General features: G+C 58.4%; 16 protein-coding genes. 7 read left to right on the top strand and 9 right to left on the bottom strand.

Translation table 11 applies throughout. From position 1 onward, the window contains the following. Position 1: 1 nt before the first annotated feature. Together CRO62_RS18930 and CRO62_RS18925 are read left to right on the top strand one after the other, a co-directional pair. A complete protein-coding gene (locus tag CRO62_RS18930; protein WP_038492642.1) occupies positions 2 to 952 on the top strand; it encodes an aldo/keto reductase in 951 nt (316 codons plus the stop codon). Position 953: 1 nt separating this feature from the next. Then, positions 954 to 1397, top strand: a complete 444-nt coding sequence (locus CRO62_RS18925) for a GNAT family N-acetyltransferase (protein ID WP_097101181.1) — start codon at positions 954 to 956, stop codon at positions 1395 to 1397. Here CRO62_RS18925 and CRO62_RS18920 read toward each other — a convergent pair whose 3' ends face one another. Further along, positions 1398 to 2288 carry a LysR family transcriptional regulator gene (locus tag CRO62_RS18920; protein WP_097101179.1) on the bottom strand — a complete coding sequence of 297 codons (891 nt, stop codon included), beginning with the start codon at positions 2286 to 2288 and terminating at the stop codon, positions 1398 to 1400. A 117-nt stretch (positions 2289 to 2405) separates the two neighbouring features. Here CRO62_RS18920 and CRO62_RS18915 point away from each other — a divergent pair, with 117 nt between their 5' ends. After that, entirely contained in the window at positions 2406 to 3407 is a 1002-nt protein-coding gene (locus CRO62_RS18915) for an aldo/keto reductase (protein ID WP_025592182.1), read from the top strand. A gap of 55 nt (positions 3408 to 3462) precedes the next feature. On the opposite strand, the gene pheT is transcribed toward CRO62_RS18915, so the two are convergent. From pheT to infC, 6 genes are all read right to left on the bottom strand, one after another. Further along, positions 3463 to 5886 carry a phenylalanine--tRNA ligase subunit beta gene (gene pheT / locus CRO62_RS18910; protein ID WP_097101177.1) on the bottom strand — a complete coding sequence of 808 codons (2424 nt, stop codon included), beginning with the start codon at positions 5884 to 5886 and terminating at the stop codon, positions 3463 to 3465. 24 nt (positions 5887 to 5910) lie between these two features. Next, complete coding sequence (gene pheS / locus CRO62_RS18905) at positions 5911 to 6993, bottom strand: phenylalanine--tRNA ligase subunit alpha (protein WP_003514626.1); 1083 nt, start codon at positions 6991 to 6993, stop codon at positions 5911 to 5913. Next, positions 6986 to 7864: a lipopolysaccharide kinase InaA family protein gene (locus CRO62_RS18900; protein WP_097101175.1), complete on the bottom strand. Its 879-nt coding sequence runs from the start codon at positions 7862 to 7864 to the stop codon at positions 6986 to 6988. Before CRO62_RS18900 ends, pheS begins: the two co-directional genes overlap by 8 nt. A gap of 165 nt (positions 7865 to 8029) precedes the next feature. Then, positions 8030 to 8434 carry a 50S ribosomal protein L20 gene (gene rplT / locus CRO62_RS18895; protein ID WP_097101173.1) on the bottom strand — a complete coding sequence of 135 codons (405 nt, stop codon included), beginning with the start codon at positions 8432 to 8434 and terminating at the stop codon, positions 8030 to 8032. Positions 8435 to 8474: 40 nt separating this feature from the next. Further along, positions 8475 to 8678 (bottom strand): 50S ribosomal protein L35, encoded by a 204-nt coding sequence (gene rpmI, locus CRO62_RS18890; RefSeq protein WP_003493355.1) that lies wholly within the window; start codon positions 8676 to 8678, stop codon positions 8475 to 8477. Positions 8679 to 8872: 194 nt separating this feature from the next. Further along, positions 8873 to 9409, bottom strand: coding sequence for a translation initiation factor IF-3 (gene infC / locus CRO62_RS18885; protein ID WP_060641871.1), 537 nt, complete (start codon positions 9407 to 9409; stop codon positions 8873 to 8875). Positions 9410 to 9596: 187 nt separating this feature from the next. On the opposite strand from infC, the gene CRO62_RS18880 reads away from it, so the two are divergent. After that, positions 9597 to 10385, top strand: a complete 789-nt coding sequence (locus CRO62_RS18880) for an alpha/beta hydrolase (RefSeq protein WP_097101171.1) — start codon at positions 9597 to 9599, stop codon at positions 10383 to 10385. 118 nt (positions 10386 to 10503) lie between these two features. Further along, positions 10504 to 11118 (top strand): transglutaminase-like cysteine peptidase, encoded by a 615-nt coding sequence (locus CRO62_RS18875; RefSeq protein WP_097101168.1) that lies wholly within the window; start codon positions 10504 to 10506, stop codon positions 11116 to 11118. A gap of 63 nt (positions 11119 to 11181) precedes the next feature. Here CRO62_RS18875 and mbfA read toward each other — a convergent pair whose 3' ends face one another. Further along, positions 11182 to 12165 (bottom strand): iron exporter MbfA, encoded by a 984-nt coding sequence (gene mbfA / locus CRO62_RS18870; RefSeq protein WP_097101166.1) that lies wholly within the window; start codon positions 12163 to 12165, stop codon positions 11182 to 11184. A gap of 140 nt (positions 12166 to 12305) precedes the next feature. On the opposite strand from mbfA, the gene CRO62_RS18865 reads away from it, so the two are divergent. Beyond that, a complete protein-coding gene (locus CRO62_RS18865) occupies positions 12306 to 12779 on the top strand; it encodes a group III truncated hemoglobin (RefSeq protein ID WP_097101164.1) in 474 nt (157 codons plus the stop codon). A gap of 138 nt (positions 12780 to 12917) precedes the next feature. After that, positions 12918 to 14021, top strand: coding sequence for a TRAP transporter substrate-binding protein (locus CRO62_RS18860; RefSeq protein WP_003514611.1), 1104 nt, complete (start codon positions 12918 to 12920; stop codon positions 14019 to 14021). Between the two features lie 3 nt (positions 14022 to 14024). On the opposite strand, the gene CRO62_RS18855 is transcribed toward CRO62_RS18860, so the two are convergent. Then, positions 14025 to 15113, bottom strand: coding sequence for a helix-turn-helix domain-containing protein (locus CRO62_RS18855; RefSeq protein ID WP_179784574.1), 1089 nt, complete (start codon positions 15111 to 15113; stop codon positions 14025 to 14027). Positions 15114 to 15188: the final 75 nt, after the last annotated feature.

Genomic DNA, 15188 nt, shown 5'->3' with positions numbered 1-15188 from the left:
CGTGGAAAAACGAAGCCTTGGCCGCACCGGCCTCTCCATCGCCCCGATCGTCTTCGGCGGCAACGTGTTCGGCTGGACAGCGGACGAAAAGACTTCCTTTGCCCTGCTCGATGCATTTTTCGACGCCGGGTTCAACGCCATCGACACGGCAGACGTCTATTCCGCCTGGGTGGACGGGCATGAGGGCGGCGAGTCGGAAGCCATCATCGGAAAATGGCTGAAACAGTCGAGCGTCAAGCGTGAGGACGCGGTGATCGTCACCAAGGTCGGTTTCGACAATCGCGGTCAGAAGACAGGCCTCAGCGCCAAATGGATCGCAGAGGCTGTCGACGCCTCGTTGAAGCGGCTGCAAACCGACTATATCGATCTCTACCTCGCCCATAAGCCGGACGCGGATGTGCCGCTGGAGGAAACGCTTGCAGCCTTTGCAAAGCTGAAGGAACAGGGAAAGATACGCGCCATCGGCTGCTCCAACTATTCGGTGAGCCAGCTTCAGGAAGCGCTGGACACGGCCGCGAAGAACGATCTGCCCCGTTACGATGTGCTGCAGCCAGAATATAATCTCTACAACCGTGCGGATTTCGAAGGCCCGCTTGCCGATCTTTGCGTCGCCCAGGAAATTGGTGTCATCAATTATTATAGCCTCGCGGCCGGGTTCCTCACCGGGAAATATCGCGCCAAGGCGGATACGGAAGGCGTCGCCCGCAGCTACCGGGTGGGTGAATATGTCAACGCCCGCGGCCTTGCCGTCCTGGGCGCCATGGATGCGGTTGCCGTGGAAACCGGAGCTAAGCTTGCCGATATCGCGTTGGCGTGGCTATTGCGGAAGAAGGCCGTGACGGCACCGATTGCCAGCGCCACCAGCCTGTCGCAACTCGAAAGCTTCAAACGCGCCGTCAATCTCAAGCTGACGGATGAGATGATGACGCTGCTCGATAAGGCAGGCGCGTGACATGGATCTTGTAATTCGCGACGCGGAGCCAGAAGATCGGGCGGAATGGCTGCGCCTGTGGAACGACTATCTCGCTTTCTACAACGTACACCTTGCCGAGGAAGTTACGAACCATACATGGGCGCGTATCCTCGATCCGGCATCACGCGTTTCCATGCGCGTGGCTCTTCTGGGCGACAGGATGGCCGGTTTCGCCATCCATCACTTCCATGATTCCACTTGGGTGAAAACGCCCGACTGCTATCTGGAAGACCTGTTCGTTGACGGCGCGATCCGCGGCAAGGGAACAGGCCGGGCGCTGATGGATGACCTCATTGCCATATGCAAGGAAAAGGGCTGGTCCCGGCTTTACTGGAACACGGACGAGCACAATCACCGTGCCCAGAAACTCTACGACAGCTATGTGAAGAGCGACGGCCATATCCGCTATCGCATCAAGTTCTGATCACCCTCTGAAGCGGAAGAAATCCACGAAAGCCCTCAGCGCCGGGCGCATCTGCCGGCGCGAGGGGTAATAGATATAAAAACCATCAAAGGGCGCACACCAGTCCTCCAGCACCCGGACCAACCTGCCTTCCTTGATGTCGTCTTCTACGCGCTGTTCGAAAACGAAAGCCAGACCCGCACCGTCAATCGCCGCCCGGCGAATAAGGCTCTGGTCCGACAGGATGAGCGGCCCCTGCACATCGACCACCAAAGGTCTGCCGTCCTTTTCCAACTCCCAGCGGTAGAGCAACCCGCTGGAGAAGCGACGGAGAATACAGCGATGCCGCATCAAATCCCTCGGCTCACGGGGCGGCGGATTTTCTGCGAAATAGGTGGGCGCGCCGACAATCGCGCCACGCCATGGGCCGCTCGCCTTCACGGCAATCATATCCGCTTCAAGATTCTCGCCGAGCCGCAGGCCGGCATCAAAACCTTTCGCGACAATATCCTCGAAGCGGTCATCGGTCGAAATCTCCAGCGAGATATCTGGATATAACCGCAGGAACTCGCCAAGCCGGGCCATGATCAGGTCCTCCGCCGCAAGTCTCGGCAGGGTGATCCGCAACGGTCCGGCCGGCCTTCCGCCATGCTCGGCAAGCGTATCGATGACGGCATCGATTTCGGCAAGGGCCGGCCCAAGCGTCTCGAGAAGCCGCCTGCCCTCCTCCGTCGGCGAAACGCTGCGGGTGGTACGATGCAGCAGGCGCAGGCCAAGGCTCGCTTCGAGCGACGACACCGCATGGCTGACAGCGGAAGGCGCAATGGCAAGTTCGGCGGCAGCCTTGCGAAAGCTGCGGCCTTCGGCAACGGCAGCGAGGACAGCGAGTTGGGAGAGTTGCACACGGTTCATTGTTCTAAATAATAGAACAACCCGCACCGATTTGCAGCGATTATTTTCGCCGTCTTAGGGCGCTATCTTCTCATCACGCCCCTGACAACGGGCGGTTCCTCATGGAAGGACGAACAGATGAAAAAAAGAACTCTCGGAAACAACCTTTCCGTTTCGGCGCTTGGCCTCGGCTGCATGGGCATGACCCATGCCTATAGCCCGACCGGCGACGAAAATAGTGCAATAGCGACGCTGCACCGCGCCGTCGAACTCGGTGTCACTTTTTTTGACACGGCAGAGGTCTATGGGCCTTACAACAACGAAATCCTCGTCGGCAAGGGTTTGAAGCCCTATCGCGACAAGGTGGTCATTGCCACCAAGTTCGGTTTCAAAATCGACGCCAGCAAACCCGCAGGCCAGATGATGGTGGGCACCGACAGCCGCCCGGAAAATGTGCGCGCCGTCGCCGAAGCCTCTCTCAAACGCCTAGGCGTCGACACCATCGACTTGTTCTATCAGCATCGTGTCGATCCGGATGTTCCAATTGAAGATACGGTCGGCGCCATGGCGGAACTGGTCCGGCAGGGCAAGGTGAAACATCTAGGCCTATCGGAAGCGAGTGCCGAAACACTTCGCAAGGCGCATTCCACTCACCCGATCGCTGCCATACAGAGCGAATATTCGTTGTGGACCCGCGATGTGGAGGAAAACGGCGTGCTGGAAACCTGCCGCGAACTTGGCATCGGTTTCGTCCCCTTCAGCCCGCTCGGGCGTGGTGCCCTGACGGGCGCGCTGAAGTCGCTCGACGGACTTGCATCCGACGATTTCCGCCGCGGCCTGCCGCGCTTCCAAAGTGAAAACTTCGATGCCAATCTCGCACTCATCAAGCTTCTGGAAGACATGGCTGCCGAAAAGGGTGTTACCGCCGGGCAGCTGGCGCTGGCCTGGGTTCTGGCGCAGGGTGACTTTATCGTTCCGATCCCCGGTACGACAAAAATCGCCAATCTTGAGAAAAACGTGGCGGCAGCGGATGTATCGCTGACGGCAGAAGAAGTCGCCAGCCTTGGAGCGTTGCTTTCTCCAGCAAAGGTTGCCGGCCAACGATATCCCGAGCGTATGTCCCAGATGGCAAACCGCTAAAAACAAAAAAAGCCGAGGCGACTGCCTCGGCTTTTTCAATTCATGAAACAGAGCTTTACGCCCTCAGCACGCCGCCCGTCGATTTCTCGACATTACCGACGATCTTTGCGGTCAGCGCCTCGAAATCCTCGTCCGTCAGCGTCTTGTCGACCGGCTGGATCTGAACTTCAATGGCGATGGACTTGCGGCTTTCGCCAAGCGATGCGCCTTCGAAAACGTCAAAGACATTGACGCCGGTGATCAGCTTGCGATCAGCGCTTGTTGCAGCCTTGATGATGGCACCTGCCTCGACCGACTTGTCGACCACGAAGGCGAAGTCGCGCTTGACCGCCTGGAAGGGCGAAAGCTCAAGGGCCGGCTTTGTGCGGGTCGCCTTCTTCTTTGGCTCCGGCATGGCGTCGAGATAGATCTCGAAACCGCTATAGACACCGGAAACATCCAGCTCTGACAGAGTCTTCGGGTGGAATTCACCGAAATAGCCGAGCACGACCTTCGGACCCATCTTGATGGTGCCGGAGCGGCCAGGGTGATACCAGCCGGGAGCGCCGGCCTCGATCTGCACATTGGCCATCGGCAGGCCACAGGCTTCGAGCACCGAAAGCGCATCGGCCTTGGCGTCATAGACATCCACCGGCTTGCCGCCGCCCTTTGTGGCATTGGACCACATGCGGCCGCTGCCTGCGAGCGAGGCCGTGCCACGGCGTACACCGCCGGCAACACGGCGCTGGGTGTCCGGCGTGTCACCCTCATAGGTGCCGGAGACCTCGAAGATTGCCACATCGCCATGGCCCTTGTCGGCATTGCGCTGTGCTGCGGTCAGAAGGCCCGGCAGAAGCGAAGGACGCATATCCGACATATCGGCCGCGATGGGGTTGGCCAGTTTCAGAGCGGGCGAACCGCCACCGAAAAGCTTCGCGTGAGCTTCCGGGATGAAGGACCACGTGACGGCCTCCAGCATGCCACGGCTGGCAAGCGCACGGCGCGCGGTGCGGGTGCGCACCTGCAGCGTCGTCAAGATGCGGCCGTTGACGGCACCGAAGCTTTCCAGCGGTTCCGGCTTGATGTTGTCGACGCCATGAATGCGCATGACCTCTTCCACCAGATCGGCCTTGCCATCGACATCCGGGCGCCAGGACGGCACGGTGACGGAAACACGCTCGCCCGTTCCCTCGATGCCGAAACCGAGACCCTTGAGAATAGCCAGGCTTTCTTCCGCCGAAACTTCGAGACCGGTCAGACGCTTCACTTCCGAGAGAGGAAAATCAACGACCTTGGGCTGATGCCCCTTGTAACCGACGACCTTGGCTTCGCCGGCAACGCCGCCGCAGAGTTCCAGAACCAGTTCGGTGGTGCGTTCCAGACCCGGAACCATATATTCCGGATCGACGCCGCGCTCGAAGCGATAACGGGCATCGGTGATGATGCCGAGCGAACGGCCGGTCTTGGCGATGTTGATCGGATCCCAGAGAGCGGACTCGATCAACACATCAACGGTGTTTTCATCGCAGCCGGAATGTTCGCCGCCCATGACGCCGCCAATGGACTCAAGGCCCTTTTCGTCGGCGATGACGACATTGTTCGGGCCGAGCTTGTATTCGCGCTGATCGAGTGCGAGGATCGTCTCGCCCTCCTTCGCACGGCGGACCGTGAGATCGCCTTTGACCTTGGCGGCATCGAAGACGTGCATCGGCCGACCCTGATCGAAGGTCATGTAGTTGGTGATGTCCACGAGCGCATTGATGGGACGCAAGCCGATCGCCATCAGACGCTGCTGCATCCACTTCGGGCTCGGGCCGTTCTTCACACCGCGCACGATGCGCAGCGAAAAGCCGGGGCAAAGCGCCGCGTCATCCAACTCCAGCCTAACGTCGACCGGCGTTGCGCCTTCGACCTTGAAGGACGGCGCTGTCCTGGTCTTGAGCTTGCCGAGACCGGAAGCGGCGAGATCGCGGGCGATGCCATAGATCGAGGTGCAATCCGGGCGGTTTGGCGTCAGATTGATCTCGATGACCGGATCGTCAAGTCCGGCATAGGTTGCGAAAGAAGTGCCGACCGGCGCGTCTTCCGGCAGATCGATGATGCCATCGTGATCGTCGGAAATGTTCAGCTCTTTTTCGGAGCACATCATGCCGTGGCTTTCGACACCGCGTATCTTGCCGACGGCAAGCGTGACATCGATGCCCGGAACGTAAACGCCAGGACGCGCCAGCGCACCGACAAGGCCGGCGCGCGCATTCGGTGCGCCGCAGACGATCTGCACCGGCTTGCCGTCACCGGCATCCACCATCAACACCTTGAGGCGGTCGGCCTCGGGATGTTTTTCGGCGGAGACGACCTTGGCAATGACGAAAGGCTTATAGGCCGCCTTGTCGTCGACGTCCTCGACCTCAAGCCCGATTGCCGTCAACCGTTCGCAAATCTCGTCCAGCGTCGCATCCGTTTCGAGATGCTCTTTCAGCCAGGAAAGAGTGAATTTCATGTCTTTGCTCCTTGGCTAACCGGATTAAACGCTCAAACCGCCGAACAGCGTCGGCATGTCGAGCGGGCGGAAGCCGTAGTGGTTCATCCAGCGGACATCGGCGTTGAAGAAATCACGCAGGTCCGGCATGCCGTATTTCAGCATGGCGATGCGGTCGAGACCCATGCCCCAGGCAAAGCCCTGATATTCATCCGGGTCCAGACCGCCGGCGCGCAGCACATTCGGGTGCACCATGCCGCAGCCAAGGATTTCCATCCAGTCGTTGCCTTCGCCGAACTTGACGATCGGGCCGGAGCGGTCGCACTGAATATCCACCTCGAAGCTCGGCTCCGTGAAGGGGAAGAACGACGGGCGGAAGCGCATGACAACGCTATCCACCTCAAAGAAGGTCTTGCAGAACTCTTCAAGTACCCAGCGCAGATTGCCAACATGCGCCTTCTTGTCGATCACCAGACCTTCGACCTGATGGAACATCGGCGAATGGGTGGCATCGGAATCCTGACGATAGGTCTTGCCCGGAATGACGATGCGGATCGGCGGCTTCTGGCTTTCCATGGTGCGGATCTGCACCGGCGAGGTGTGCGTGCGCAGCACCTTGCGCTCGCCGTTTTCATCCGGCTGGAAGAAGAAGGTGTCATGCATTTCGCGGGCCGGATGGCCTTCGGGGAAATTCAGCGCCGTGAAGTTGTAATAGTCCGTTTCGATATCCGGACCTTCGGCGATCGAGAAGCCCATATCCGCAAAGATCGCGGTGATTTCATCGACGATCTGGCTGATCGGATGAATGCGGCCGCGCTCGGTCGGAGACTGGCGGACCGGCAGGCTGACATCCAGCGTTTCCGCCTTTAGGCGGGCGGCAATCGCGGCATCTTTCAGGCCGCTCTTGCGTTCGCCGATCAGGTCGGTGATTTCGGTCTTGAGCTGGTTGATGGCAGCGCCTCGGGTCTGGCGCTCTTCCGGCGTCATCGACCCCAGCGTCTTCAGAAGCTCCGAAACCGAGCCTTTCTTGCCAAGCGCGGAGACGCGCACGGCTTCGATGGCCGGCTCATCGGCGGCGGCGGCGATCTCCGACATCAGTTGCGATTTCAAGGTATCAAGTTCAGTCATCTTTTCCTGCCTTGCCGGTATTTTTAACAGCGGCTTCGGGGTTCACAGCATTCATCAGATAGTCGGTCGCCATGATAAAGCGTCGCAGATCACTACCCATCCGCACGCGCCCGATCAACCGGGCAAGCGGTAAAAATCGCCCCAGAATGCCGATCAGACGGCACAATTCTTCAAGCGCCCGCGGCGGGGCGTTTTCACGCCAGCGGGCAAAGGCGGCGTCACAGGTTTTAGGCGCATCGCAGGCGCGGGTCGCGACCTGCAAAAACAGCAGCCAGATATCGCGCGCCTGCGCCGTCTCCAGCGGCATGACCTCCTGCGGGCGCTCCTCGAAATCCATGAAACCGATACGGTCGTCTTTTAAAAAGAAGTCACGCACATGCGGGCGGCCGTGGCATAGGCCCGCCGCATGCAGCTCGCCAAGCGCTTCTGCGGATTTCACAAGCAAGGCGTCATGTTGCACCGGATCGGACGCCTTTAGCGCATCCATCCGCTCCATGAGCGTCGGACCGACATCTCCCAACACCATTGCTGTGCGCGACGAGTAGATCAGCGGCGGAACCGGGAAACCACATTGCTGGAACTGCTGCAACGTTTCCAGCTCTCGCTGCATGAGGCCGGCGCCGTCCAGTGGTTCCGAAGGGCGAAGAAAAGCATAAGGCAGAAGTTTTGACAGCAGCTTCTGCATTTTCATCCACCAGGTCACACGTTCCGTGCCCTGCCGTTTGATCCACACCGTCAAGTGCGAAAGCTCGACCTTTTGAATGCGCCGGTCACTTTTCAGGAGGACGCGCATCAGGGTCGCGATGTCGTCGTCGTCGAGATGAACGCGAAAGCCTTCTGCTTCCACAACCTCAATTTTATTGACCAGCATTTCCGTCCACCAAGGATTTCGCTTCAAACGGCGTGAATACTCCAACTATTCTAAATTTCTAAATTAAAAAACGCCGATAGAGCTGCATCAGAAACTGAAAACGAAAAACCCGCGCCGGAGGACCGGCGCGGGTTTCAAATGAACAACAGATTGTCCGCGCCGTAATTACTTTACAGCGGTTTCAAACTCGTTGGTCGTACCAGCGTCCTTGAGGTACTCAAGAGCCTTCTTCGCGGTCTCGACGAGCACGCCGAATGCTGCCGGCTCATGGATAGCCATGTCGGACAGAACCTTGCGGTCAACTTCGATGCCAGCCTTGTTCAGGCCGTCGATGAAGCGGCCGTAGGTCAGGCCGAATTCGCGAACAGCAGCGTTGATACGCTGGATCCACAGAGCGCGGAAGTTGCGCTTGTTGACCTTGCGGTCGCGGTAAGCGTACTGCTTGGAACGATCCACGGCAGCCTTTGCTGCGCGGATGGTGTTCTTGCGGCGGCCGTAGAAGCCCTTGGCTGCCTTGAGTGTCTTGGTGTGCTTGGCGCGGGAAGTTACGCCACGTTTTACGCGTGCCATGTCATGATCTCCTTAAAGTGTCCAAAAGTGCGGAAAAGTCTCAGAGACCGTTCGGCAGGTAGTTCTTGACGACTTTTTTGCCGTCAGCTTCGGCGAGAACCATGGTTCCACGCGCGTCGCGAATGAACTTGTTGGTACGCTTGATCATGCCGTGGCGCTTACCGGCGGCGGCTGCAACAACCTTGCCGGTGGCGGTGATCTTGAACCGCTTTTTTGCAGCGGACTTCGTCTTCATCTTGGGCATTTTGCTACTCCGTGTTTTTGTATCGAAACAGGCAGACGAGGCCTATTTCAAGCTATTCAGGAACGGCCTCGGCATGCCCTGCCGGACCGTTCGGACGCGCGCTTATAACCGCAGTCGGTTAAAAGCGCAACGGGGAATACGAACTTCCCCTTGCGGTGGTGCTTCATGCCGCCCGGGCGGCGTGCGCGAAAGAGTTATTTCGGCGCGAGAACCATCATCATCTGACGGCCTTCGAGCTTCGGCTCGGCTTCAACCTTGGCAATCGCCTGGGTATCTTCCTTCACCTGCAGGAGAAGCTTCATGCCGAGTTCCTGGTGGGCCATTTCGCGGCCGCGGAACTTCAGCGTCACCTTCACCTTGTCACCTTCGTCAAAGAAACGGTTCATCGCCTTCATCTTCACGTCATAGTCATGCGTGTCGATGTTGGGGCGCATCTTGATTTCCTTGACCTCGACGATCTTCTGTTTCTTGCGCGCTTCAGCGGCTTTTTTCTGGGTCGAGTATTTAAGCTTGCCGAGATCGAGGATCTTGCATACCGGCGGTTCAGCGTTCGGCGAAATCTCAACGAGATCGAGACCGGCATCCTCCGCCATTTTCAAAGCCTGGTCCGTCGGCATGCTACCGAGGTTCTGGCCCTCTTCATCAATAAGCTGAACTCTGGGAACCCGGATTTCCCGGTTGGAGCGCGGGCCCTCCTTGACGGGGGCATCGGCTTTGAAAGGTCTGCGAATGGTCGTATTCTCCTGATCTGTTTCTGGATCACATCGGCAAAAAACAGCTTGTTTGGTACAAGCGGCGGAAATGTCGTTATTGCCGTGGCGAAGTCAATAGCATATCTGCCCGAAAAGATCACCTGTTGTCACGGTTTTTGCAAATACGCCGCCTTTGTTGCGCGAAATTCAGGAGAATTGCATATACATGACAGAACAAGCTGCTGAATTCCTGCGTGTAGGCATGGGCGACGACGCCCGCGACATCGCCGTCCTTCATCGCCCGGCAACTTCACGAGAAGATGCACCCACGCTTGTCTGGCTCGGCGGTTACCGTTCAGACATGACGGGAACCAAGGCGGTGGAACTCGACCGCTTTGCAGCGGAAAACGGCATTGCCTGCCTGCGGCTCGATTATTCCGGGCACGGCGCTTCCGGCGGCGACTTCAAAAAGGGTACGATTTCAAGATGGCTTGAAGAGGCACTTGCCGTCGTGCGCGAAAAGGCGCCATCGCGCGTCGTCCTTATCGGTTCGTCGATGGGTGGATGGATTGCGCTGCGCATGGTCGAGGAACTGCGCAAGGCTGGCGGCACGCCGTCCGTCGCCGGTCTGGTCCTTATTGCGCCAGCCCCCGATTTCACGGCGGACCTGATAGAGCCGAGCCTCACTGATGCGGAAAAGCGGTCGCTTGAGGAGAAGGGATATTTCGAGGAACATTCGGAATACAGCCCCGAGCCGAACATCTTTACGCGCGCGCTGATGGAAGACGGGCAGCAGAACCGAGTCCTCACCGGCATCATTACCACGGGCTGCCCGGTTCACATCCTGCAGGGAATGCGCGATCCCGATGTTCCCTATCAGCATGCGCTGAAACTCCTCGAACATCTTCCTGCCGACGACGTCGTCTTGACGCTGATCCGCGATGGCGACCACCGGCTTTCCCGGCCGCAGGATATCGACAGGATGCTGGCTGCCGTCAAAGCCCTTGCAACATAGGCATTTGCGCAACGATCTTAACCATATTTAACGAGTCTTGCGCGCCGCCGATGGCTAGTGATTGACTCCTGACCCCCAACCCTCTTAACTTTTCATTAAGAATTAAGGGACGGGTTTCATGATGAACGCACCGCTGGCGCGTGCGCTGCTGTTTGCAGTTGCCGCCGGGCTATTGACTGCCGCCTCCGCCGTGGCGGGAACCAAGGGAAGCCCTTCCATGGTGACGGGCGGGATCACATCCCAGCCGATCGGTCATTATGAGTTCTGTCAGAAATACGCGAGCGAGTGCAACATTCGAAGCAAGCTGACGCCGCCGCCACGCGTCACCGAGTATGGCTGGGGTGTGGTTCGCGAGATCAACACATCCGTCAACACCTCGATCGTCGCCATGACCGACATGGAAATCTACGGCAAGGAAGAGGTCTGGGAATATCCCACGACCGCTGGCGATTGTGAGGACTTCGTGCTGCTGAAGCGCAAGAAGCTGGTCGAGCGCGGGTTTTCCGTTGCTGACCTGCTGATCACTGTCGTGCGCAAGCCTGATGGCGAGGGCCACGCCGTGCTGACGCTCCGCACCACCGATGGCGATTACATTCTCGACAATCTCACCGACGACGTGAAGCTCTGGACCGACACGAACTACACTTATCTGAAGCGGCAGGCGTCCTTCAATTCGGGCCGCTGGGTTTCCATCGAGGATGGCCGCGACGTTCTGGTCGGCGCATTGCGCTGATCGACAGAGATTATATGTTCAATGCAGAAAGCCCGCAGCAAACGCTGCGGGCTTTCTTATTCATTAGGCGTTGCCGATGATGATGCCGGCGGCCAGCACCAGCGAACCGCCGAGCACGACCTGAAACACTGCCCGCAGGAACGGCGTTTCCATGAAACGGTTCTGAATAAAGGCGATGGCCCAGAGTTCCACGAAGACGACGACGGCGGCGATGGCCGTGGCTGTCCAGAAATGCGGAATGAGATAGGGCAGCGCATGACCAAGGCCACCAACAGCCGTCATGATGCCTGAGGCGAGACCGCGCTTTACCGGAGAGCCACGACCGGAAAGCTTGCCATCATCATGGGCCGCCTCGGTGAAGCCCATGGAAATACCCGCGCCAACGGAGGCCGAAAGGCCGATCAGGAAGGTTTGCCACGTATCCTGCGTGGCGAAGGCGGCTGCGAAGATCGGCGCCAGCGTCGACACTGAGCCATCCATCAGTCCCGCAAGACCCGGCTGCACAAAGGTCAGAAGAAATTGCCGCTTTGCGGTTTCCGCCTCTTCTGTCTTGCCGTTTTCGTCGAGATGTTTCTCTTCCAGCATCTGCGCGATGTCTTCGTGACCACGCTCCGCCTCGGCCAGATCGCCGAGCAGCTTGCGGGTCGAGGCATCGCCGGTGCGCTTGACAGCCTCCTCGTAAAAACGGATCGCCTGGGCCTCCATCAATTCCGCCTGCGCACGAATTTTGTCGAGCGACAGGTTCTTCACCAGCCAGTCCGGCGTGCGCTCGTAAAAGCCACGCACATGCTCACGGCGGATCAGGGGGATCGTTTCCCCAAATCGCCTGCGGTGCATGTCGATCAGCACGTTTCGATGCTGCTGCTCCACCTCGGCCATATCATCGAAGACTTTTGCGGATTGCGGATATTGCGCGCGCAGATGATCGGCATAGGAGCGGTAGATGCGGGAATCGTCCTCTTCGGACGAGATTGCGAGTGCGAGGATTTCCTGTTCGCCAAGCGAGGAGAACGGGCGTTTGGACAGGGAAAAAAGACTACGGAACATGGCTGGAACCTCTTTAGAATAAATCTAAATACATCCCGATCACGTCACAATCAAGCCTTTTAGAATTATTCTAATATGCCAAAGGGTCGCATTGCGGAGTGTTGAAGAGCCACGTAGGTTCTGCCGCAAAAGGAAGCACAATGCAGGACCAGATCGCGGCAAAGGCCGCCCACAACGCGGAAATTCAGAACAGGGCGGAAAAGGCCATGGCGGCTATCGGCATCGACGCCGGTTTCGTCGACCTGCTGGTCGAGACATTTTACGGCCGTGTTCTGGAACATCCTACGCTCGGCCCTGTCTTCGATGCGCGGCTTTCCGGGCGCTGGCCGGAGCATATGGCCAGGATGAAACAGTTCTGGGCGGCCGTCGCCTTCAAGAATGGCGGCTACGGCGGCAAGCCGGTGCAGGCGCATCTTGGCGTAAAAGGCATGTCTGCGGAACTGTTCCCGCAATGGCTGGCGCTTTTTTCGGCCACCCTTGACGATATCGCGCCGAGCCCACAAGCCCATAGCTGGTTCATGGAAACTGCGGAACGCATCGCAAAAAGCCTGACGCTTTCGCTGTTTTACAATCCTGCAATGGATGATCCGGCGTTAAAACGCATGCATCCGTAGCCCCATCCGGGCGATGATCGCAGGCCCGGCAAGTTCAAATATTCCCCTTGATGGCCGCAAGGATAAATGTTTAGTAGCCAGTGGGAGGCGTACCGTACGGTTCGCCTGTAATATGCAGACATATCAGGGCTTATCGACATGGATCGCAGATCATTTATTCGCAAGGCGGGCGCTGTTGGCGCCGGTGTTACCGCAACCGTGCTGGCCGCTCCGGCCATTGCGCAGGAAAACCCCAAAATCACCTGGCGCATGACGTCGTCATTCACCAAGGGCCTCGACATTCTATTCGGTGCCGGCCAGATCGTCGCCGATCATGTCAAGGAAGCATCCGGCGGCAACTTCGTCATCCAGCATTTCGCCGGTGGCGAAATCGTGCCGGCGCTGCAGGCAGCGGATGCGGTGACGGCCGGAACCGTCGAAATGGCGCATACCTGCTCGTACTACTATGTCGGCAAGGATCCGACCTTCGCGCTCGGGACCTCGGTTCCCTTCGGTCTCAATGCACGCCAGACGAATGCATGGTTCAACCAGGCGGGCGGCAACGAGTTGCTCAATGAGTTTCTTGCCCAGCATAATATCTACTCGATCCTGCTCGGCAATACCGGCGCCCAGATGGGCGGCTGGTTCCGCAAGGAAATCAACACCATCGATGACCTGAAGGGCTTGAAAATGCGCATTGCCGGCCTGACCGGCCAGGTGATGCAGAAGGTTGGCGTGACACCGCAGCAGATCGCCGGCGGCGATGTCTACGCCGCTCTGGAAAAGGGCACCATCGATGCCACCGAATTCGTCGGTCCTTATGACGACCAGAAGCTCGGCTTCTACAAGGTTGCGAAATATTACTACTACCCCGCATGGTGGGAAGGTGGCCCGGCCGTTCATGCTTTCGTGAACCTGCAGAAGTTCAACGAGTTGCCGGAAAACTACAAGCGTATTCTGAAAGACGCCTGCGCCGCCGGCAGCGCCAGCATGCTGGAGCGTTATGACGCGCGCAATCCGAAGGCTCTGAAGGAACTCGTGGCACAGGGCGCCATCCTGCGGCCGTTCAGCCAGGAAATCCTCGACGTTTGCCACAAGGCGGCACAGGACACCTATGCGGAGATTTCGGCCAAGAACGAAAGCTTCAAGAAGATCTACGAAAGCCAGCAGGCGTTCAAGAAGGACGCCTATCTCTGGGCACAGATCGCCGAATATACCTATGACACCTATATGATGATCCAGCAGCGCAACGGCACGCTCTGATCCTCATTTCAGTATCTTCAAACGGCCATCCGGCATCTGCCGGGTGGCCGTTTTTGTATTCGATACCAGCTTCCACACTTCGCGTTCACGCCAGTCCACTGGGCTCATGCCGGTAACGCGGCGAAATTCCCGGTTGAAGTTGGATTTGGTCTGAAAGCCGGAAGACAGCATGATCGCAGTGACCGACTGATCCGTCTCCTCCAGCAACCGGCAGGCTTCGCGGATGCGCAACTGGTTGACATATTGCGAGACATTGACGCCGAGCGAGCGATTGATGGCGCCCGAGATTTGCCGACTCGGCAGACCGAGACGTTTTGCGAGCCGTGACAGGTTTAGGTTCTCATCGCGGTAAAGCGCCTGCGCCGCCATCAGCCGATCGACCCTTGCAATGATGTCGCGGTCCTGTTCGGATGGCTCCGGCGGCGGCAATTCCGCGACCGGATCCATGGCCGTTTGCGGTGCCTTGCTCTCGCCGGCCAATGCGGCCATGAGACCAATCAACAACAATCCTAAAAGATTGGCATTGCTGACGAGCGCTGCAACATTTTGCCCATGCGCCCATTCGAAATCGAAAAACACCAGAAGATCGAACAGGGCGGAAACGCACAGGGCCATGGCAGCGATAATCAGCGCCCGGTGCGCCGAGGCGACGCTGGCGAATTGCGCCTCATCCAGCCCATCCGGCCCCTTTCTTCCTAGAAGAAGCAGGGCGACGGCGTATCCGACAAAGATGACGATCAGCGCGAGGTCGATCGCAGCGGGCAAGGCAAATTCCAGCACGACGATCAACAATGGTGACAAGGCCAGACTGGCGAGCATCACCCTGCGGCTCTCTACCCCCGCCCCCATCAATCCGCGAAAGGCAATGTAGATAAGAGGCGGCAGGCAGGCGGCAAGGATCGGCAGAGCATAGCGCATTTCGCTGATGCCATAACCCCAACGCAGTCCGACGAGAACGGATTGCACGGCACAAAGGGCAATGGACGCCAGAAAGGCCCGGTTCGTCCGCACGTCGTCTCCGCTTCGCAGGAAGACGATGAACATGACGACCAGCAGAAGCGCCACGACAAAAGGCAGCGGAATGAACAGCACGAACGATATCCCCTAAGCGAGACCTTATTTTGCCCAGTCATGGACCAGATCGCGTTTCGGTACGACCTCAAACGC

This window comes from Rhizobium sp. AN6A, from assembly GCF_900215635.1.
Classification (GTDB): domain Bacteria; phylum Pseudomonadota; class Alphaproteobacteria; order Rhizobiales; family Rhizobiaceae; genus Agrobacterium; species Agrobacterium tumefaciens.
The sequence above is the reverse complement of the archived record's forward strand: the minus strand, read 5'-3'. Positions and strand labels throughout refer to the sequence as shown.